Below are 19,290 nucleotides of genomic sequence, written 5' to 3'. Positions count from 1 at the left end.
TATCGAGTTATTCCTGATCTACTGAATATTCGGGTTTTACTCGGGGTTTATTCGGAGTATATCCGGGGTTTATTCGGAAAATACCGAATAAACTACGAGTTAACTCCAACTAAAAAACGGATATAATACTAGTGGATAGTATATAGCAATTATGCCGTGGTTATACCGGAAGTATTGCTAACTTAGCCCGGCGTCAGGTCAACCCTATGGTAAATGTATTATTCAGCGTCTTCTGTAGTGTCACGGTATCCGTGATCCTCAAATTGGCACGACGTTATGCTGTGGATACGACACAGATCGTGGTGTGGAACTACCCAGTAGCCGTATGCTGTGCATGGCTTTTCCTGCGGCCGGAATGGTCGCCCGTTTATTTCGGCCGTTCTCCGTGGCTGTTATATGGGGCACTAGCGGTGCTTTTGCCGGGCATTTTCTTCGCACTCAGTGCCTCTATACGTTACGCGGGCATCGTACGCACCGAGGTCGCCCAACGATTGTCGCTGTTCATCGCGCTTATTGCTGCCTTTTGGCTGTTCAATGAGACCGCCGAGGCTAGTAAGCTGGCTGGCGTCGCCGTGGGTGTTGTGGGGATCCTGTGCAGCATCGGGTGGCACCAAGGGAAGAACCAGTATGGACATAACCGCCGTAATTGGCTTTTTCCGCTTATCGTGTTTTTCGGGTACGGCATCATCGATATCCTGTTTAAGCAGGTGGCTCAACATATCGGGGTGCCTTATACCACGTCTATGCTCGTGGTCTTCTGCCTGGCCATGGTGGTCGCATTTGCCTTCCTGGTGTATCACCTCACCGTATCGCGTAAGCGATTTTCCGTGCACGCCATCTTTTGGGGGGTGGTGTTGGGGGGCTTCAATTTTGCCAACATTCTTTTTTACATGAAAGCCCACCGGGCGCTACCGGATAATCCGTCTATCGTCTTCACGGGCATGAACGTAGGTGTGATTGCGCTGGGTGCCCTCGTGGGGATATATTTATTCCGCGAAAAACTATCGCATGTTAATAAAATCGGGATAATTCTGGCCGTGATATCGGTACTGATAATTGCTTATCTGTGAGTTTATTTGAAGACACCTATAAAACCATTGCTGTACCCGCCGAGGGGCAGTTCAAAGACCGCGGAAGCAAGTTTATCGCCTATGCGTATCCGCTGCGGGATGAGGCGGCGGTAAAGGAACTGGTGGGCGCACTGAAAGCGCAGCATCCGAAAGCCCGTCACCACTGCTGGGCGTACAGACTGACGCCCGACCGATCGGTGTTTCGTATCAACGACGATGGCGAGCCATCGGGTACCGCCGGCCGCCCAATTCTCAATAGTTTACTTTCGGCCGATGTTACCAACATCCTGTTGGTAGTAGTTCGCTATTTCGGTGGCACGCTGCTTGGTGTTCCGGGCCTCATCAGCGCCTATAAGCGTGCGGCGCAGGAAGCGTTGTCGGCTGCATCGATTGTAGAGCTGACCGTCAATGACGTGTATCGCATCACTGTGTTATATGAGCACCTCAACGAGGTGATGCGTATCGCGAAGGAGGAAGACCTAACGATTCGGAAGCAAGATTTCGATAACCGCTGCGCGTTGGAACTGGAAATCCGGCAAACGCAGGTGGGGAAAGTGTTGGGACGACTGGAGAAGGTGGAAGGGATTGCCGTTGATTTCGTCGGAACGGATTAAATTATACACAGATGAAACCTGCATGAATTGCCATCACAAAAGGATACGAATAATTCATACAAGCTTCATTGCCAATTAAAAACAGTTATTCGAATGAAAAAACTAAACCGTTTTATGGGAATAGCAGATTAAAATTTATCTTAGCGACCAAATTTTAAGATACTAGTTACAAAAACGAACCAATTCATGATTTTATTGAAGTATTTTTCGAAATCATTTGCATTCATTGCTTATGCCACGTTACTGTTGTGCTTGACAGCGAATGCGCAAACGCAAGTTTTTACAGCGCCTACCAAAGGCTGGGAGTCCGTGGGTAACGTTACCCTGCCGTTGTCCAAACCGCAGGTACTGATGACGTCGCCGGGTGAGGGTATTTTAGTCCATGCTTCCGAACGGAAAGGCCGTCCGGAAGATTTGATAACTGCGTCAGCTTATGGCGATATTGAACTTAAGTTCAACTACCTTTTGGCTGAAGGAGCCGAGGCAACATTGTATTTGCATGGTATCTATCCCGTTACATTAGCCGATAGCCGTGGCGTGACTACTGCTACAGCCCTGACCAATGGCGGGGCAGCGGGCTATCCGCCAAGACAACAGGTAGGGCGGGCCCCGGGGCTTTGGCAGCGGCTGCATATCCAGTTCAGAGCGCCCCGGTTCGACAGCGACGGACGCGAAACCGCCCCGGCACAGCTCCTCCGGGCGGAACTTAACGGTGTGACTATCCATGAGGCCGTACAATTGCGGACCCCGGAAGGGTCCGACGGAAAGGCGGAGGCACCTGTACGTTTTTCGGTATCCCATGGTGCCGTTGCGTTGAAGGACGTCACGATCAATAAACTGCCTGAACTTACCGATTCGCGGGATCGGAATGGTGCTGACCCGATCCTGGTTGCTGCGCAGGTAAACACCACACTCCGAAGCTTTATGGATATCCCCGATGGGCCGCGTGTGGTGCATGCGATTTCTGTTGGCCACCCGGCACAGGTGCACTATACGTATGACCTCGATAAAGGCAGCCTGTTCCAAGTGTGGCGGGGCGGCTTCTTGGATGCTACGCCCATGTGGAACAACCGTGGAAATGGTACGTCGAGGGTCATGGGAAGCCCTGTCCATTTCGGCGCGCCAAGCCTCGTTGTAGCGAAACTGGGCATGACAGGCGACACATGGCCCGTCGATACAGTAGGTACAGGCTACAAGCCTAACGGGTATGTTTTGGATGCCCACGATCTCCCTACGTTCCGATACGCGATATACGGTCAACAGGTAACGGATGCCATCCGCCCATTGGCCAACGGTGAAGGGTTTACCAGAACCATAACGGTTACAGGCAATACCGATGGTCTCTACCTGCGCTTGGCTGCGGCACCTGCCATCGTGGAACAAGGGAAGGGCATATTTCTGATTGGTGATAATAGTTGGTACCTCAAGGTAGAAGAGACCGGCAAGGCTAAACCTTTTGTCCGTGATCAATCAACCGGCAAGGAATTGCTGGTGCCGGTAACCGGTACAATCCGTTATTCCATTATCTTTTAACTGTTGACCATGACTACTAACATTAAACATACACTCTATTTTAAAGTAATTGCAGTACTGGCGATAGCGCTTACGGTGGTACTCAGCGTTTTTGCTCAGGAGAGCCCCAAGGAAGAAGATTTTTTCCGGATCCGGAAAGTACGTACACCGGAAGGTATCATCCTGGAGGTTGGTGGCCTGGCTATGCTTCCCAACGGTAACCTTGGCCTTAGCACGCGGCGTGGCGACGTCTATATCATCGAAAACCCCACCAGTAGCAACCCTTATTTCCGTAAGTTTGCCTCGGGTCTGCACGAAATTCTCGGTCTAGCCTATAAAGATGGGGCCCTGTATTGTGCCCAACGTGGTGAGCTGACCAAGCTCGTTGACACCGATAACGACGGCAAGGCCGATGTGTATGAAACGGTATATGCGTGGCCACTGTCGGGTCATTACCACGAATACTCGTTCGGCCCAATCATTGCGCCCGACGGGACTTTCTTCGTGACGGGTAACGTGGCTTTTGGCGACGAGGAGTGGTGGCGCGGTGAAAGCCGGGTGCCCTGGCGCGGATGGGCGGTAAATATCACCGAGGACGGCAAACTCACACCTTGGGCTACGGGTATGCGATCGCCCGCTGGTCCGGGCTTGCTCAACGGACAGTTGTTCTATACCGAGAATCAGGGTGATTGGATCGGCTCGGGCGGCTTGTGGCAAGTGAACAAAGGTGATTTTATGGGGCATCCCGCCGGGCTACGTTGGGCTGGCCTCCCGGGGTCTCCCGTTAAACTGACCACGGAACAGTTCGTCTCGAAAATAGATGAGCGCCGCGTCAAGAATGATCAGGGCCGTTTCGTGAAGCCTGAAAACATCATCAATGAGCAATATAAGACTGCATTCGATGCCAAGCAGGAATTCGCGGAGTTTCGATTGCCTGCCGTGTGGTTACCCCACGGTATCTTGGGTATTTCTTCTTCGCAACCTACAATTATCCCCGATGGCGTATTCGGTCCTTTTGCAGGCCAGGTGTTGGTGGGCGACCAAGGGATGAGCATGTTATCGCGGGTGATGCTGGAGGAGGTGAATGGTGAATTGCAGGGAGCGGCTATCGGGTTCCGTAGTGGGTTCCGGTCGGGCGTGCTTCGTGTAGAATGGGCTCCGGATGGTTCGTTGTTTGTTGGTGAAACCAACCGCGGATGGGGTTCGGCGGGCGATGCCAACGAAGGGCTGGAACGGCTGGAATGGAATGGTGAAATCCCATTCGAAATGCAAACGGTAAAAGCGATGCCTGATGGGTTTGAAATCACGTTCACGCTGCCGGTAGACACGGCTTCTGCCAATGACCTTGCCTCCTACCAGGTGGAAAGTTATACCTATAAATACCACCCGGTGTATGGCAGTCCGCCGGTAGACATGCAATCGAATCGGATAAAAGGGGTGAAGGTTTCCGCGGATGGACTGCGTGCACGGATCATTGTGGATAGCCTCAAAGCGCACTATATCCATACGATCACGCTGGATGGAATCCGAGAAAAGGACAACTTTTATTCGTTGATCCACCCAACCGCCTACTATACATTACACAAAATACCCCAAGGGCCGAAACTGTCGATGAATGAGGTAAGCACCAAAGACAGTTCCATCCCGGTGGTCGAACCGGAACTGGCACCAGTTTCTACCACGTCTTCGTCAACGCAAGCCAACAAGCCGGCTTCTACGCTAAAAGCTCCTACGGTAAAAACCGTGGTGGTCAAAGCACCCACCTTCAAGGAGGTCGAGGGACTATTGGCAAAATACACCTGCATAGCCTGCCATAACCCCGATAAGAAGCAGATTGGCCCGTCATATACGGATATCGCGAAACGGAAATATGCCAACGAGAAAATCGTGGAGTTGATTTACAGCCCGCAACCTGCAAACTGGCCCGGCTATGCCACCGAGATGCCACCAATGCCCCATGTGCCAAAAACAGATGCACTCCGGATTGCGGCCTATATCAATTCATTGGCCAACTGATAACGGTAAGCATTTCACCTTCCTTTTCCAATATCCAGTTTCGATTCCACGGGGCTGGATATTTTTTATGGTAAGCGTTGCATTTGCATGTTTCGTATGGTTTAGCTAAGTTTGAATGGATTAGATAACCATTATCGGAAAACAACGCCTAACACATGATGAAATTCATCAAGCATGTCTGGCCATTGGCGATTGCCTTGCTGCTGATTTACGTCTTTCATCATGCTTGGGGCATGCTACCACCGCTGGGTAAGCTCCTCAGTCCCTTCCATGGCTACCTCCAGAATGCTGAGGCCCGTCCCGGAGACAGCGATACGGAAATCGTATTGCCAGGAATAACCGGTGAAGTGGTCGTTCGGTATGACGATAATGCCGTGCCTCACATCTTTGCCCAGAACGATGAGGATCTCTATTTTGCGCAAGGGTACGTGATTGCGCGCGATCGCCTGTGGCAGATGGAATTTTATACGCTCGTTGCAGCAGGCCGCCTCACGGAGGTGGTGGGCGAGGCCGTGCTCGAATACGACCGTTTTAACCGGAGGTTGGGCATGGCACGTTCCGCGGCGGCAATTGCCGAGCGGATGGAAGCTGACACGGTGGCCGGAAAGGCCTTGGAAGCCTATGCGGCGGGTGTAAACGCGTACATCGCCCAATTGGCGTACAAGGACCTTCCGGTCGAATACAAGCTGCTGAATTACACCCCTGAAGCCTGGTCGCCGTATAAATCCATCCTCATGCTGATGAACATGCGCAACACGCTCAATGGCGGCAGCAACGACCTCCGGCTCAGCCAGGTGCTGGCGAAACACGGCCCGGAGGTTGTGGCCGATCTTTTTCCAAGCTATCCCACTGTGGAATCGCCTATTGTACCCGAAGGAACCGCATGGGATTTCGATCCGCTGATGGCTCCGCCCGTGCCTAAGGAGGTTGCAGCCCATCCGGACAGTACCCTGCTGGCCTTTTCGGTTCCCACGCCCCACCCCGAGGTGGGCAGTAATAATTGGGCCATAGGGGGCGAGCGGTCCGCCACCGGTCTGCCTATACTGGCCAACGACCCGCACTTGCAGCTTACGTTGCCCTCCATATGGTACCAGATGCAGCTTTCATCGCCAAGCGTAAATGTATATGGCGTAGCCCTGCCGGGTACACCGGCCATCATTATCGGCTTCAACAAAGATGTGGCCTGGGGTGTTACCAATGTCGGCTCGGACGTCATGGATTTTTATCGCATCCGGTTCCGCGACAGCACCTTTACGGCGTACTGGCATGACGGGAAATGGAAACCCACCACCATGCACATCGAAACATTCCATGTGAAGGGGGGCTCCGAATTGCACGATACCCTGTATTATACCCATCACGGCCCGGTGGTATACCATAAAACGTCAGAAACGGCGTATACCAACCGGATACCTGTGGGCTACGCCATGCGGTGGATAACGAACGAGACCGACGGGGCCGATGTGCTGACGTTCCATTACCTCAACCGCGCCCAAAATTACGATGATTATCGTGCGGCATTGGCCTATTTCACCGCACCGGCACAGAATTTTGTGTTTTCAAGCAACGGTGGAGATATTGCCATCACGTCGAATGGCAAATTGCCACTCAAATGGAAAGGGCAGGGGAAATACCTCCTTGATGGCACACTGGCAGCACACGATTGGCAGGGCTGGATTCCCCGGGAACAGAACCCTACGGTAAAGAATCCACCGCGGGGATTTGTGAGTTCGGCAAACCAATTTCCTGCCGATACCACGTATCCCTATTACCTCGATTGGAAATTTGCCCATCCGAGCCGTGCCCTTCGCATCAACGAGCGCCTGGAGGCGATGCGCGCCGCCACAGCTGATAGCTTACGCGATCTGCAGAATGATAATTTCAACGTGGATGCTAGGCGTGTGTTACCTCGCCTGTTACGGGGCTTGGCTACCGATGATTCCATCCGGCGGTCGGCCGAGTACGACGCCCTCGAACGTTGGGACTACCGAAACGATGCCAATGCGGTAGGCGCGACGATTTTCGAACATTGGTTGGATAAACTATGCGATGCGATCTGGGGCGATGAGTTCGCGCAGGAAGAACAACTGCTGTATCCGAGCCTTGACCGCACATACCAGCTTATCAACAACGAACCCGGAGCGCAATGGTTTGACAATGTGCTTACCGCCGATACCGTTGAAACCATCGACGGCATCATCTGTCAGAGCTTTCGGCAGACCGTGAGCGAATTGCGCGACCGATTCGGCGAAATAGCTGCAGACGATTGGGCCTGGAGCCACGTGAAAAATACGCGTATCCTGCATTTGGTGCCAAACTTCAGGTCTTTCGGGCGCACGGGTGTTGTCATTGGCGGGGGAAGCGGTATTGTCAATGCCACATCGGACACCCATGGGCCATCGTGGCGGATGGTGGTACAACTGGATGGCGAGTGGCCTTCTGCATACGGACTATATCCCGGGGGACAGTCAGGCAATCCCGGTAGCAAATATTACGACAACATGATTGGGCGATGGGCCAATGGTGAATTGGATACGCTGTTGTTCTTGAAAACTGTGGATGAACAGTCGCCAAGGCTGCAACGCGATGTATTATTGAAACCGAAAAATTAAACGCTATGCTTTTCCTTTTTATACTGGTGGTGGGTGCAGTGCTGTCGTTTATAGGTCCGTGGTGGCTGATCGCACCGGTGTGCTTTGTGGGGTGCTGGTGGTTGCCGCACCGTGCTCCGCGTGCCTTTTGGCAATCGGCGGGGGCAGGTGCCCTCTTGTGGGTGGGCTATGGCATATACTTGCTTGCTGCCGCGGGGTCTGACCTGACGGCACAGGTGGCCGGTATTTTCACCGGCGGAGCGTCGTTTGCGACTGGCACGGCCGGTGTTGTGTTGATGCTGACGGCTTCTGTATTGGTGGTGGCTTTGGTAAGCGGTTTTTCCGGTCTGGCAGGTCTGCGCATGAGGCAATTCATGCGGCCACGGCGTGTGTAACCGCCAATATATCCCGTACATTTTGGATACCTGCTACTTTTTTTCGTACATTCGCGGCAATGGCAGTAAAAAAACACCAGAAAATACACATTAAGTCAACGGCGGCAACCGCCAAAAGCCCCCAAATTCCTCCTTCTTACTTTTTTTAATCCGCGCGTTTTTGTTAATCGATGCGTGTGACAGTCGTAACGTTGGTTTTTTTTAGCCAACGTGAGGGATAATTTTATGATAAGAGCAAACGATGGTAGAAAAAAAAGCTGTAAAAATAAAAGTTGAGGATCTTGTATTAATCTTCGGAAAAAATAAGGAAAAAGCACTTGAGTTACTCAGATCCGGTGCGACGAAAAGCGAAATCCTGAGGAAAACTCACTGCACGGTGGGAGTAAATCGTGCAAATTTTGAAATATACGAAAGTGAGTTTTTTGTGCTTATGGGTCTTTCGGGCAGTGGTAAATCGACGCTGCTGCGTTGCCTGAACCGGTTGATTGAGCCCACTGCCGGAAACATCTACATCAATGGTGACGATGTGACGCGCAAAAGCCACAAGGCACTACTGGACGTGCGCCGTACCGAAATGAGTATGGTGTTCCAGAAATTCGGTTTACTGCCACACCGGACCATTCTGGAAAATGTGGCTTTCGGCTTGGAACTCCGCGGAGAAAGTAAAGAGCGCCGTGAGGAAAAGGCACAGAAAACATTGGATACCGTGGGGTTACACGGGTTTGAACATCAATTTCCCGCTCAACTCTCCGGTGGTATGCAACAACGCGTGGGACTGGCCCGTGCACTCACCAATGCACCGGAGGTGCTATTGATGGATGAAGCCTTTTCTGCGCTCGACCCGCTGATCAGAACGGAAATGCAGGATGAGCTTATCGCATTGCAGGATAAGCTTAGGAAAACCATCGTATTTGTAACCCACGACCTGGATGAAGCCATTAAACTGGGCGATCGCATTGCCATCATGAAGGATGGTGTCATCGAACAAATAGGGTCTGCCGAGGAAATACTCACCAACCCGGCTACCGCATACGTCGCCGAATTCGTTAAACAGGTGGATCGCAAAATGATCATTACCGCCGGTACCCTGATGCATAAAAAGCCCACGGTTGTTCGCTTAGGGAAAGATGGTCCGGAAGGGACATTGCGCAAAATGCGAGCTACTGGCCTGGATGTACTCCCGGTGGTCGATGATCAGTATGTATTTAAGGGTTTCGTATGGGTGACTGATGTGATCGCGTGTGCGAAAAAAGGAGCCGAGACCGTACAGGAAATCATCTTAACAGATGTTCCTACCGTCGCCACAGAAGTAACCGTTGAACAAATGTTACCGCTGATTTCTGCCACGAGATCACCCATTGGGGTGGTCGATATGGATTCAAAGCACCTGTTGGGCATCGTGTCTCAAAATGCAGTGGTTATTGAAGCTACGCGATATGATGAACAGGAAATAGCCCATTTGCAAAAGCTCGCTAACAACAATTGATATGGAAAAGACAATCGACATCGGACAATATGTAGCCGTTGCAGTACAGTGGCTGATGGATAACCTTCGCCCCCTTTTTGATTTCATCAAAACCACGGGCAACGCCGGTATTGAAAGCTTGGAATGGATGCTGGTAAGCGTCCCGTTCTATGTGATCATTGCGCTTTTCACGGCAGTTGCCTGGAAGCAAGCCGGCAAAAGCATCGCCACCTTTACACTTTGTGGATTAATGCTCATTTATTTGATGGGCTTTTGGGAAGAGACGATGCAGACGTTGGCGCTCATCATCGCATCGACCGTCATCGCCTTGGTATTTGCCATACCGCTGGGTATCTGGTCGGCCAAAAGCACGACAGCGCGGCGGATCATCAGGCCTATACTCGATCTTATGCAGACCATGCCGGCTTTCGTTTACCTTATTCCCGCGGTATTGTTTTTCAGTATCGGCAAGCTACCCGGCGCTTTTGCCACCATTGTTTTTGCGATGCCACCGGCGGTGCGGCTTACAGCCTTGGGTATAGAACAGGTACCCGGCGATGTGCTGGAGGCGGCACGTTCGCTGGGCGCTACACAACGGCAAATCCTGTTTAAGGTTGAGTTGCCGCTGTCGCTCAAAACCATCCTCACAGGCGTAAACCAAACCATTATGCTATCCTTGTCGATGGTGGTAATTGCCGGTATGATCGCAGCTGGGGGGCTGGGTGAAAAGGTGCTTGAGGGGATCAATAACCTCGATATCGGGCTGGGGTTTGAAAGCGGCCTATCGGTGGTTATTCTGGCGATTATTCTCGATCGGATTACACATGCCTTTGGCAGCAAGGGGCTAAAACACTAAGAAATGAAGCTATTACGGTTGGTAGGTATAGGTGTGGTATGCGTTGCGTTGAGTAGTTGTGGCGAACGTTTTACCAAACGCATCAGTATGGGGATGGTCACGGGCTGGGCCGAGGGTAATGCCATGACGATGGTTACGCAGGCATACCTCACGGAAAAGGGTTACCACGTGGTTACCCAAAAGGCGGCACCAAACCTCTTATTGGCATCGATGGACAATGGGGATACGGACATTTTCATGAATGTGTGGCTGCCTACCACCCATGGCGAAAAGGTGGCCCCGTTTGACAAGATACGTAGTGCAGGGATTAACTATGAAGGCGCACAGTTGGGGCTGGTGGTACCCACCTATGTAGACATCGAGACGATCGAGGAGCTGAACGACCACCGCGCGCAATTTGGCGGTAAAATTGTCGGTATCGAGCGAGGTACTGGAATGGCCGCTTATACCGACAGTGTGCTGATTGCTTATGCGCTGGATTATGAGCAATTGAATTCGTCTATGGTGGCTATGGCTTCCGAACTTCAGAAGGCGGTGGATGAGGATCGATGGATTGTGGTTACTGGCTGGGAACCGCACTGGTTGTTCGGCCGGTTTGACCTGAAGTTCCTGGAAGACCCCAAAAAAATCTATGGCGATGCGGAACACATCGAGACGTATGTCCGCGAAGATTTAGACGTCGATTTCCCTGATGTATACCGGTTCCTTGAACATGCATTTTTTGAGAAGGAAGTCATGTCCGATTTGCTCATGAAGATGGAAGCCAGTGATAACCAGAAAGAGACGGCAAAACAATGGGTGGAAGAACATCGGGAGCTGGTTGAATCATGGTGGCGGGGCGGCGACAGATCGACCCCTAAAACAATTCCCTCCGTTTAAGTGTTATTCCAGAAAAACCAATTACTGCCATGGATACACATTGCGTACTAAAAACACTTGGAATAATAACGGTCTGCATTGGAATTGCAGCCGGCTGTGTGGCTCAAAATCCGGAAAGCCAGGGAGAGCTGGATAAAAAAGTCGAAGCGTTTTTACAGAAAAATAAAGGAACATGGCAGGACCTGAACGTGCCATACAACGACGGGCAGGTATTGCACGACCTGATTGTAGACAATGGCTATACGGCGGCCTTGGAAATCGGTACCTCCACCGGCCACTCAACAGTATGGATCGCTTGGGCGCTGAGCAAAACGGGGGGCAAGCTCGTAACCATAGAACTGGATGAAAATAGGCAGCGGCAGGCAAAAGCCAACGTGGAAGCGGCAGGCCTGTCGGCATTCGTGGATTTCCGGTTGGGGAACGCACACGACTTGGTGCCGGAAGTGGAAGGCCCGCTTGACTTTGTGTTTTCTGACGCAGATAAGGATTGGTACATCCAGTATTTCAAGGATGTGGACCCGAAACTCAAACCAGGGGGCCGCTTTACCGCCCATAACGTACTGCAGTCGATTAGCGGTATCCGCGAATACCTGGAGTTTGTAAACAACCACCCCGGATATGAAACCCATATAGACAACACGAGTAGCTCGGGGATTGCGGTAAGCCTTAAAAAATAGCTGTCTGTTCTGATGTCGTGTTTCTTGTTCAAGAAAACGGAATAATTTGTTTTTTGAGTTTTCAAGGTACAACACCTGGTTTATTAACCTAAACGGCAGCTTTTTTTGCAATTCGTAAATTAATTTGAATTGTTAGGAATCCTAACTATATTTGGGTCGGCGATGTTGCCGACTGACAATTAAACACATTAAAAGATGAGCAAATCAGTTTTTTATCATGCCGGGTGTCCGGTTTGTGTAAGCGCGGAACAGGACATTATCAATCTTATCGGAGCGGAGAAGGTGGAAGTAGTTCACCTTGGCGAAGACCGTAAGCGGATTGAAGAAGCCGAGGCGGCCGGAGTCAAATCCGTACCAGCATTGATTACGCCGCAGGGAAACGTACTGCACATCAATTTCGGTGCGTCCATGGCGGATGTAAGAGGTTAGTACACGAAGTAACCAGGTTAGAAAGGGAGAAGGTGCCCTGTTTCAGGGCATCCTTTCCTCAACTGAAATGGATAACACAAAACACCATATAATATGCAGGTATCGGTTTGGGATACATACGTGGTAAAGCGGGATGGCAGTACCATGCACTTTGATATCATTGTTCCCACAGCAATGACGAATACAGAGACCATATACGGTTATGGACAAACCTATTTAGCGAGCAAAGGCCAAGCCGGGCAACCACTTACTTCCAACGAGTGCAGGTTCTGCCATGTCGAGACCGTGCGGCCGGAATGGGAGCTGGCTATTCAGGAACGTGGTTATTATGTTTATGAAATGGAAAACTGTGACGGATGAATCGATCTGATTTTGACCTCGGCCAACAGAACCAAAGCACCGATAGCAAAATAGTTGCCTCCCTTGAGCGGATTGCGCAGGCTTTCCGGGTATTGTTGTGGAATGAAAGCAAAACAAACGGTTTAAGCCCCATACAGATGCAGGTGCTGATTTTCCTATTGCATCACGGTGAGGAAATGCGGAAAGTAAGCTACCTCGCTTCCGAATTCAATATGACCAAAGCGACGATAAGTGATACCGTGAAAGCGCTGGAGCAGAAAGGGCTGATTTCGAAGGAATATGACCAGTACGATACGCGGAGCTACTGTATTCACCTTTCAGCAGCAGGGAAAGCGATAGCGGGCCGGACCGCCCTGTTTACGAAGGAGCTGAAAGCCCCTATCGAACTATTGGATGCGGATGATAAGGAAAATCTGCTGTTGAGCTTAATCGGCATTATCCGCCACCTAAACAAGACCGGTATAATTACCATACAGCGAATGTGTTTCACTTGTTCGCATTACCGCCCCGGCCCGGGAGGAAACGGTCACTTTTGCCAATTGATTAACCAGTCGTTAGCACCAACCGAGCTGCGTGTGGACTGCCCTGAACATTTGCCGATGTGAACCTCACGATAAGGAACCCGCTGATACCGTATCCCCCCCGAACTATAGCAGTGTATACCTTTGTTGCAACTCAAGGGCGATAAATACCTAATTTGGTGTATTGCATGGCGTTTTTTTTGCGGCGACCTTTGTTTGCATAATGACCAGGAAAAATGTAAGTACCCCCTTTGGGGGGTTGTATAGTGAGCAAAAGGCCTATACTTTTACACCATATTGATTATTAACTATTTAAAGTAACACACTATGAATTACTTAGGTAAGCATGCCGTGCGTAGAACGCTGGCACTGTCGATTGCATCGATTGCTGTGATTGCGACATCTATGAGCAGCTGCAAAAAGGCAAGCCCGATTGGGGCTAGGGGATGCGATGATGTCTTAAAGATGAGCGAAGCTTTTTCAAAAGCGATAAATGCGTTTTCTGAAGACCCCAGCGTGGCCAATTGCGATAAAATGAAAAAAATTGGCGTGGATTACCTTAAAGCCGCCCAAAATTGCAATTTGTATCCGGAGTATAAAAAAGCTGCGGAAGATGCGATTGCGGACTGGAAAGATATGGATTGCAGCGAATTTGCCGATAACTAAGTTTCGGCAAATTTCGCTGGCCAAAACCTTAGACACCAGCCTCACGGATAACCGCGAGGGTTTTCCTGAGCCCAGTTTCGGCTACTTGCTGTAGGTCCTGTTTCCAATATTCAGGATTGTACAGCTCCAAAGAAACGCACTTGTCAAAGCCGATCGCCTTGAGATCGCGAAGTATCTTCGTTAGCGGCAAGATCCCATCACCGGGATATACCCGATGGCTGTCGTCCAATTGGTCGATAGCGGGTGTAGCCGGTGCGTCGGAAAACTGGAAGATGGCGATGCTTTTCCCACTGATCAGGGGTAGCCCTTCAAAGCCTCCCTCTGAAATATGCATATGGTAGGTGTCTGGTATGACCATGGCATCCGGATGGTTGGCATCCAACGCGACAGCCATTGCCTGACCTAGCGTTTTCAAGGGGAAATATTTAACAAAGACCAATGCGGCTTGGAGGTCATAGTCATTTTTTGCCATTTCAATCAGGTCACGGTAGCGGCGGGCTACCCATTGCTGGTTGTAGTTGTCGCCCACGGTGTTGGGGATGGTCTGTATATGCTGGGATCCGATGTCGGCGGCCATACGCATTCGCCGGCGGGTATCTTTGAGTGACTCCTCGAACAACTCGGGTGTCGGCGGCAATGCATTCCACAAGCCGATGATACTGGGTACAAAAAGGCCGAGGTCCTTGATTTCCTTGCCCAAATCCTTGAGGTTTCCGCCGCCGGCTTCGAACTCCTCCAGTTCACCGTCCCATGGCTCGATGGCATCGTAACCCGCCTTGGCTGCAATCTTGACTTTTTCACGTAGTGAAGCCGGCCGAACCGTAGCGGTATCCAGGCAAATGGGCCACGGGCTTACGCCATTTTGATAACGCTTTTGCGCGATGGGTTGTGCTGCCCGTGTTGCCGGGCTGGCTAATAGGGCGCTGGAAGCTGCGCCTAACGCGATGAATGCTCTTCTATCCATTGGCTTTGCTAGTTGTACGGGATAAAGGTAGGGAATTAATTGCACTTTCCGGAGCTATGGCTGCCTCGGAAAATCATGAAAATTGCTATGTTTGCAGCATGAGCAAGCGGTTACAGCAGCTGACTGAATTTCTTAAGGAGAGCCCGGACGATCCTTTTTTAACCTATGCATTGGCTACGGAGTATCTTAAATTGGGATACACCGACGACGCACTCCATCATTATGAAGCGTTGGTAAGCAACCATCCGGACTATGTGGGAACCTATTACCACTTGGGTAAGCTGTACGAAACCCTGGGGCGACAAGCGGATGCGGTCGTTACCTACGAACTGGGCATGCATGCCGCACGCAAAAAGCGAGACATGCACGCACTGTCTGAGCTGCAGGCCGCTTACCGCATGGCTACGGGTGAAGAAGACGATGATTAAGCAGTTCCGGGATTGCTGACGTCAGCACTTCCATCATGTGTTCGCCCATGATTCCGCTCGGTATAACTCGCTTTGTCGATAACTTCATCGACGTCTGTAGGTGTTTCGTCTGTTTTTTTATCGGTGGTGTTTTCCGCATCGAGCTCCTTGTTTGTATAGCGCTCGTCCGCCGGTGTCCCGCTGAATGGTTTTTTCGGATCCATGTGTTCCTCCTTTTAGTTGGTACTATAAGGTTAACCACGAATGCATCCAGTTGTTTGGACGGGTTGGAATTATGCTTTTTCTAAACAGAGTGTTCGCAATTTCCCGACGACGAAGTCGATTTCCTCCCGCGTGTTATTTTTGGAGAATGAGAAGCGGACGCATGGCCGCTCATTATCGGCATGGATGGCATGCAACACGTGCGATCCAATAGCTGACCCCGAGCTGCATGCGCTTCCACCCGAAGCGGAGATACCCGAAATATCCAGATTGAATAGCAGCATATCAGCCATGTCGGTACATGGAAAGGATGCATTCAGCACGGTATATAAACTGTTTTCGCGCGTAATGTCGCCGTTAAACTGAATACCATGGATATGCATTTTCAATTGCCCGATCATATAATCCTTAAGGCCTTGGATATACTGCTGGTGCTCGGCCATCTGGGCATAGCAGATTTCGAGCGCCTTGGCAAGCCCCACGATGCCGTACACATTTTCGGTACCACCGCGCATGTTGCGTTCCTGCGCGCCGCCATAGATGAACGGTTTTATTTTGGTATGGTGGTTTACATATAGGAATCCTACACCTTTCGGACCGTGGAATTTATGGGCTGCGCCCGTTACAAAGTCGATCTGCAGCTTGGTGAGGTCATGCACATAATGTCCCATGGTTTGTACGGTATCGGAGTGGAAAATGGCCTGGTATTGTTTACAGAGCGCCGATACATATTCGATGTCGGTGATGGTGCCGATTTCATTGTTAGCGTGCATGAGGGATACAAAAGAGCGCGGGTTTTCTTTTAGCAGCTGCTCCAACTGGCGTAGGTCCACATTCCCCTTGCCGTCCACCGATAGCAGGCTAAGCCGGATGGTGCCATTTTTTTCGAGTTCTTCAAGTGTATGTAGCACCGCGTGGTGTTCCAGTGGCGAGGTAATGGCATGCATGATGCCATGGTCGATGATACCCCGCACGATCGCTGTATTGTCCGCTTCGGTACCACCCGAGGTGAAAAATATCTCCGCCGGCGAGACGTTGAGCAGGCCAGCAACCGTTTTCCGGGCTTTTTCTACGATGGTTTTTACCTTCCGCCCATGCGCATGGATGGATGAAGGGTTGCCGTAATTTTGTTCCATGGTAGCCACCATGGCAGCGATGACCTTAGGGTCGATCGGCGTGGTAGCCGCATTGTCCAGATATACTTGCATGGTGCAAAGGTAAAAAAAAAGCACCGGATGGTGTCCGATGCTTTGGTAATATTCAACGAATTGAAAGGGCTTATCGCTGGCCCGGCAGGTACACTTGGAAGCCAAGGCCCACATTGAGCCCACTTGCTTTCTCAGCGCCGGAAACCGTTGCCTTACTGTAATTGTATCCCAGTGTTGCCTCTAGTGCAACGCTTTGGGTAATGAAATGCGCATAGCCTACATTGGCACCTAAAGCGAGGGTAGCGCCCGATCCCAATGAGCTTCCGGCAAGGCCAACATCACCCTGTGCGAAGAAGCGGCCTGACGCACTCGAACCTTCGGGGAAGTAATACCGCACGAAGGGGGCCACACCGTATCCCCACACAGCGTCAGCATCAGGAGCTGTGTATACTGACCCTGTCAACCCCACACCCAGCGCGACACCGTCTGAAATGAAATACCCCGCACGAGGATTGACGCTCAAGCTGAAGCTTTCCCCTTCGAAGCTATACCCGAGACTTCCGAGGCTTCCGCCTACGATCCAGTTCCCTTGCTGGACGGGGGTAATACCTACGTTGGCCGATGTTTGTGGCCGATTGACATCCTGTGCATTCACCGCGAATACGCCGGCTAAGAATAATGCTGAAAATAAAAATACACGTTTCATGGTCTTTCGTTTAAATGTAAATGTTTATGTTATGTCTTTTAACTAGTTGTTTAAATAACACAAAACGTGCCACATTGTTTAATACGGGGGAGTAATTGGCGTAAGCTAATTGGCGGTCAGGCGGATGAATAACTCCTCAAGGGTATTGTCGGTATACCTGCTCCCCAGTTCAACCAGTGGGAAATCGGCCACAATTTGCCCCTTATGTATGATAATCACGTCGTCGCACACGGCCGCTACTTCTTGCATGATATGGGTAGATAGCAAAAGGGTTTTTTCGCAGGCGAGGTTTTTAATCAGCGAACGGATGTCTTGCAGTTGGTTGGGGTCTAGCCCGGAGGTCGGCTCGTCAAGGATCAGGATATCCGGGTCGTGGAGGATGGCTTGTGCCAGGCCAACCCGTTGACGGTATCCCTTCGATAGTTGGTGGATTTTCTTATGCTGCTCAGCCGCGAGGCCGGTCATGACAATGACCTCGGTGATCCGTTTGTCGCAGTTGGCAATGCGGTGCAAACCGGCTAGGAAGGCGAGTGCTTCGCGTACGTACATGTCGTGGTAAAGCGGGTTATCTTCCGGCAGGTATCCCATTCGGCCGCGGGCAGCAAAGCGATTTTTGCTGATGTCTATGCCAGATAAAGCGGCATACCCGGACGTGGGCGTGAGGCTGCCAGAGAGAATTTTCATGGTCGTCGTTTTCCCAGCGCCGTTGGGGCCCAGGAAGCCCAATACCCGGCCCGGCTTCGCTTCGAATGAAATGCCTTTTAAGGCGTGATCTGTGCCATAGTGTTTATGAAGGTCGGTTACTTGGATAGACATGGTGGGGTGTCATTTGATAAAACGGGACGTCAGTTTATGGGCAGCGCGGTAAGTGCGCAACGCTTTGCCGGCTTCTTGCGGCCTGTCTGTCGAAAGAATGTCGGCCCCGGATTCTACGAGGCGGGTGTAAACCGTGTCGCCACGGACAGCGGCCTGTTTGTCGATGTTCCCAATCGTGCCCAATATGCAGAGGATGCCGTGGTCATGCAACAGGTCATATACCGCCGGGGCGACATTGGTCGTTCCCACGAATGCGACAAGCCGATTATCGGGAATGCTGCGGTCGTTGAGCCTAAGGAGATCTTCGCGGGAGCGTATGGATGCTGATATCATTAAATCGGGAGCCAACTGGTGTACCATGGCCGCTTGTTCTGCATTGTAAGTGATGACCACGCTGTAGGCTTGTGCTTGGTTACGCTGAATGGCATCGATGACCAGGGGATAGGGTACTCCTCGTTTCACATCGATGGTGAAGACCACTTTGCCTGCCCCCCATTGGAGGGCTTCATCGAGGGTCGGAATACGGTAGGGGGTGGTTTTTCCGTTGGGGTCCTTGAGGTGTAGATCGTTCAGGTCCGAAAAAACCATATCGGCCACCTTCCCCGAACCGGTGGTGGTACGGCCGAGTGTTTCATCATGCAGCAACACGAGTATCGAATCGCTGGTCATCTGAACGTCGCATTCGATAATGAGCGGCTGGTAGCGATAGCTGTTTTCGAATGTTTCAATGGCGTTTTCGGGGAACCCTGTTGTCGGCCCACCGCGGTGTGCGCTAATCAGGGGATACCGATTCTCGGTATACGTCAAAAAACGGTATAGCTCGTCTACCGATGCCAGTTTGATATCGCGTGCTGCGTTTCGGTATTCGCCGCTACCGACGCTGGCAGGTATGCAGGCGGCAGCGAGGGCAATCAGCGCGAGGACCAGAAACGGAGGTGTGCGGCGAATCATAAAGCGAATTTGTGATAGATAAACC

The 19,290-nt window shown here is 51.2% G+C and carries 21 protein-coding genes; 15 read left to right on the top strand and 6 right to left on the bottom strand.

The features are described 5' to 3' along the window. The first annotated feature begins 206 nt into the window (after positions 1 to 206). The 14 genes from VNQ80_RS20055 (at position 207) to VNQ80_RS19990 (ending at position 14,051) form a co-directional block, all read left to right on the top strand. Positions 207 to 1,070, top strand: coding sequence for a DMT family transporter (locus VNQ80_RS20055; RefSeq protein ID WP_325642067.1), 864 nt, complete (start codon positions 207 to 209; stop codon positions 1,068 to 1,070). Beyond that, positions 1,067 to 1,684 carry a YigZ family protein gene (locus tag VNQ80_RS20050; RefSeq protein ID WP_325642065.1) on the top strand — a complete coding sequence of 206 codons (618 nt, stop codon included), beginning with the start codon at positions 1,067 to 1,069 and terminating at the stop codon, positions 1,682 to 1,684. Before VNQ80_RS20055 ends, VNQ80_RS20050 begins: the two co-directional genes overlap by 4 nt. Positions 1,685 to 1,870: 186 nt before the next feature. After that, on the top strand, positions 1,871 to 3,217 hold the full coding sequence (locus tag VNQ80_RS20045; RefSeq protein WP_325642063.1) for a family 16 glycoside hydrolase: 1,347 nt from the start codon (positions 1,871 to 1,873) through the stop codon (positions 3,215 to 3,217). Between the two features lie 9 nt (positions 3,218 to 3,226). Beyond that, complete coding sequence (locus VNQ80_RS20040; protein ID WP_325642061.1) at positions 3,227 to 5,212, top strand: c-type cytochrome; 1,986 nt, start codon at positions 3,227 to 3,229, stop codon at positions 5,210 to 5,212. A gap of 155 nt (positions 5,213 to 5,367) precedes the next feature. Further along, positions 5,368 to 7,824 carry a penicillin acylase family protein gene (locus VNQ80_RS20035; protein ID WP_325642059.1) on the top strand — a complete coding sequence of 819 codons (2,457 nt, stop codon included), beginning with the start codon at positions 5,368 to 5,370 and terminating at the stop codon, positions 7,822 to 7,824. Positions 7,825 to 7,829: 5 nt separating this feature from the next. Beyond that, on the top strand, positions 7,830 to 8,198 hold the full coding sequence (locus tag VNQ80_RS20030; protein WP_325642057.1) for a hypothetical protein: 369 nt from the start codon (positions 7,830 to 7,832) through the stop codon (positions 8,196 to 8,198). Positions 8,199 to 8,439: 241 nt separating this feature from the next. Continuing rightward, positions 8,440 to 9,684, top strand: coding sequence for a glycine betaine/L-proline ABC transporter ATP-binding protein (locus VNQ80_RS20025; RefSeq protein ID WP_325642055.1), 1,245 nt, complete (start codon positions 8,440 to 8,442; stop codon positions 9,682 to 9,684). A 1-nt stretch (position 9,685) separates the two neighbouring features. Next, positions 9,686 to 10,519 carry a proline/glycine betaine ABC transporter permease gene (locus VNQ80_RS20020; protein ID WP_325642053.1) on the top strand — a complete coding sequence of 278 codons (834 nt, stop codon included), beginning with the start codon at positions 9,686 to 9,688 and terminating at the stop codon, positions 10,517 to 10,519. 3 nt (positions 10,520 to 10,522) lie between these two features. Continuing rightward, a complete protein-coding gene (locus VNQ80_RS20015) occupies positions 10,523 to 11,398 on the top strand; it encodes a glycine betaine ABC transporter substrate-binding protein (RefSeq protein ID WP_325642051.1) in 876 nt (291 codons plus the stop codon). 29 nt (positions 11,399 to 11,427) lie between these two features. After that, positions 11,428 to 12,075, top strand: a complete 648-nt coding sequence (locus tag VNQ80_RS20010; RefSeq protein ID WP_325642049.1) for an O-methyltransferase — start codon at positions 11,428 to 11,430, stop codon at positions 12,073 to 12,075. 195 nt (positions 12,076 to 12,270) lie between these two features. After that, the gene (locus VNQ80_RS20005; protein ID WP_325642047.1) at positions 12,271 to 12,504 is read left to right on the top strand and encodes a thioredoxin family protein; all 234 of its coding nucleotides are present in this window, start codon (positions 12,271 to 12,273) and stop codon (positions 12,502 to 12,504) included. 93 nt (positions 12,505 to 12,597) lie between these two features. After that, positions 12,598 to 12,864, top strand: a complete 267-nt coding sequence (locus tag VNQ80_RS20000; protein WP_325642045.1) for a DUF2024 family protein — start codon at positions 12,598 to 12,600, stop codon at positions 12,862 to 12,864. Then, positions 12,861 to 13,469 (top strand): MarR family winged helix-turn-helix transcriptional regulator, encoded by a 609-nt coding sequence (locus VNQ80_RS19995; protein WP_325642043.1) that lies wholly within the window; start codon positions 12,861 to 12,863, stop codon positions 13,467 to 13,469. The genes VNQ80_RS20000 and VNQ80_RS19995 overlap by 4 nt, the downstream gene beginning before the upstream one ends. Positions 13,470 to 13,712: 243 nt before the next feature. After that, positions 13,713 to 14,051 carry a hypothetical protein gene (locus VNQ80_RS19990; protein WP_325642041.1) on the top strand — a complete coding sequence of 113 codons (339 nt, stop codon included), beginning with the start codon at positions 13,713 to 13,715 and terminating at the stop codon, positions 14,049 to 14,051. Positions 14,052 to 14,079: 28 nt separating this feature from the next. On the opposite strand, the gene VNQ80_RS19985 is transcribed toward VNQ80_RS19990, so the two are convergent. Beyond that, complete coding sequence (locus VNQ80_RS19985) at positions 14,080 to 15,015, bottom strand: sugar phosphate isomerase/epimerase (RefSeq protein ID WP_325642039.1); 936 nt, start codon at positions 15,013 to 15,015, stop codon at positions 14,080 to 14,082. Positions 15,016 to 15,113: 98 nt separating this feature from the next. Between VNQ80_RS19985 and VNQ80_RS19980 the strand changes: the two genes are divergently transcribed. After that, positions 15,114 to 15,443 carry a tetratricopeptide repeat protein gene (locus tag VNQ80_RS19980; protein ID WP_325642037.1) on the top strand — a complete coding sequence of 110 codons (330 nt, stop codon included), beginning with the start codon at positions 15,114 to 15,116 and terminating at the stop codon, positions 15,441 to 15,443. On the opposite strand, the gene VNQ80_RS19975 is transcribed toward VNQ80_RS19980, so the two are convergent. From VNQ80_RS19975 to VNQ80_RS19955, 5 genes are all read right to left on the bottom strand, one after another. Then, positions 15,440 to 15,646 (bottom strand): hypothetical protein, encoded by a 207-nt coding sequence (locus tag VNQ80_RS19975; RefSeq protein ID WP_325642035.1) that lies wholly within the window; start codon positions 15,644 to 15,646, stop codon positions 15,440 to 15,442. The two genes, VNQ80_RS19980 and VNQ80_RS19975, sit on opposite strands and share 4 nt — an antisense overlap. A gap of 69 nt (positions 15,647 to 15,715) precedes the next feature. Next, positions 15,716 to 16,852 carry a cysteine desulfurase family protein gene (locus VNQ80_RS19970; protein WP_325642033.1) on the bottom strand — a complete coding sequence of 379 codons (1,137 nt, stop codon included), beginning with the start codon at positions 16,850 to 16,852 and terminating at the stop codon, positions 15,716 to 15,718. Between the two features lie 70 nt (positions 16,853 to 16,922). Then, positions 16,923 to 17,498 (bottom strand): hypothetical protein, encoded by a 576-nt coding sequence (locus VNQ80_RS19965; RefSeq protein ID WP_325642031.1) that lies wholly within the window; start codon positions 17,496 to 17,498, stop codon positions 16,923 to 16,925. 105 nt (positions 17,499 to 17,603) lie between these two features. Then, complete coding sequence (locus VNQ80_RS19960) at positions 17,604 to 18,314, bottom strand: ATP-binding cassette domain-containing protein (protein ID WP_325642029.1); 711 nt, start codon at positions 18,312 to 18,314, stop codon at positions 17,604 to 17,606. Positions 18,315 to 18,323: 9 nt separating this feature from the next. Beyond that, positions 18,324 to 19,265 (bottom strand): glycerophosphodiester phosphodiesterase family protein, encoded by a 942-nt coding sequence (locus VNQ80_RS19955; protein WP_325642027.1) that lies wholly within the window; start codon positions 19,263 to 19,265, stop codon positions 18,324 to 18,326. Between the last annotated feature and the right edge of the window lie 25 nt (positions 19,266 to 19,290).

Source organism: Parapedobacter sp. (assembly GCF_035556095.1).
Taxonomy (GTDB): domain Bacteria; phylum Bacteroidota; class Bacteroidia; order Sphingobacteriales; family Sphingobacteriaceae; genus Parapedobacter.
The sequence above is the reverse complement of the archived record's forward strand: the minus strand, read 5'-3'. Positions and strand labels throughout refer to the sequence as shown.

Excerpts from the sequence above, each read along its gene's own strand:
- VNQ80_RS20055 (WP_325642067.1), top strand. The coding sequence starts at position 207 with ATGGTAAATGTATTATTCAGCGTCTTCTGTAGTGTCACGGTATCCGTG.
- VNQ80_RS20045 (WP_325642063.1), top strand. The coding sequence starts at position 1,871 with ATGATTTTATTGAAGTATTTTTCGAAATCATTTGCATTCATTGCTTAT.
- VNQ80_RS20040 (WP_325642061.1), top strand. The coding sequence starts at position 3,227 with ATGACTACTAACATTAAACATACACTCTATTTTAAAGTAATTGCAGTA.
- VNQ80_RS20035 (WP_325642059.1), top strand. The coding sequence starts at position 5,368 with ATGATGAAATTCATCAAGCATGTCTGGCCATTGGCGATTGCCTTGCTG.
- VNQ80_RS20030 (WP_325642057.1), top strand. The coding sequence starts at position 7,830 with ATGCTTTTCCTTTTTATACTGGTGGTGGGTGCAGTGCTGTCGTTTATA.
- VNQ80_RS20025 (WP_325642055.1), top strand. The coding sequence starts at position 8,440 with ATGGTAGAAAAAAAAGCTGTAAAAATAAAAGTTGAGGATCTTGTATTA.
- VNQ80_RS20020 (WP_325642053.1), top strand. The coding sequence starts at position 9,686 with ATGGAAAAGACAATCGACATCGGACAATATGTAGCCGTTGCAGTACAG.
- VNQ80_RS20015 (WP_325642051.1), top strand. The coding sequence starts at position 10,523 with ATGAAGCTATTACGGTTGGTAGGTATAGGTGTGGTATGCGTTGCGTTG.
- VNQ80_RS20010 (WP_325642049.1), top strand. The coding sequence starts at position 11,428 with ATGGATACACATTGCGTACTAAAAACACTTGGAATAATAACGGTCTGC.
- VNQ80_RS20005 (WP_325642047.1), top strand. The coding sequence starts at position 12,271 with ATGAGCAAATCAGTTTTTTATCATGCCGGGTGTCCGGTTTGTGTAAGC.
- VNQ80_RS20000 (WP_325642045.1), top strand. The coding sequence starts at position 12,598 with ATGCAGGTATCGGTTTGGGATACATACGTGGTAAAGCGGGATGGCAGT.
- VNQ80_RS19995 (WP_325642043.1), top strand. The coding sequence starts at position 12,861 with ATGAATCGATCTGATTTTGACCTCGGCCAACAGAACCAAAGCACCGAT.
- VNQ80_RS19990 (WP_325642041.1), top strand. The coding sequence starts at position 13,713 with ATGAATTACTTAGGTAAGCATGCCGTGCGTAGAACGCTGGCACTGTCG.
- VNQ80_RS19985 (WP_325642039.1), bottom strand. The coding sequence starts at position 15,015 with ATGGATAGAAGAGCATTCATCGCGTTAGGCGCAGCTTCCAGCGCCCTA.
- VNQ80_RS19980 (WP_325642037.1), top strand. The coding sequence starts at position 15,114 with ATGAGCAAGCGGTTACAGCAGCTGACTGAATTTCTTAAGGAGAGCCCG.
- VNQ80_RS19975 (WP_325642035.1), bottom strand. The coding sequence starts at position 15,646 with ATGGATCCGAAAAAACCATTCAGCGGGACACCGGCGGACGAGCGCTAT.
- VNQ80_RS19970 (WP_325642033.1), bottom strand. The coding sequence starts at position 16,852 with ATGCAAGTATATCTGGACAATGCGGCTACCACGCCGATCGACCCTAAG.
- VNQ80_RS19965 (WP_325642031.1), bottom strand. The coding sequence starts at position 17,498 with ATGAAACGTGTATTTTTATTTTCAGCATTATTCTTAGCCGGCGTATTC.
- VNQ80_RS19960 (WP_325642029.1), bottom strand. The coding sequence starts at position 18,314 with ATGTCTATCCAAGTAACCGACCTTCATAAACACTATGGCACAGATCAC.
- VNQ80_RS19955 (WP_325642027.1), bottom strand. The coding sequence starts at position 19,265 with ATGATTCGCCGCACACCTCCGTTTCTGGTCCTCGCGCTGATTGCCCTC.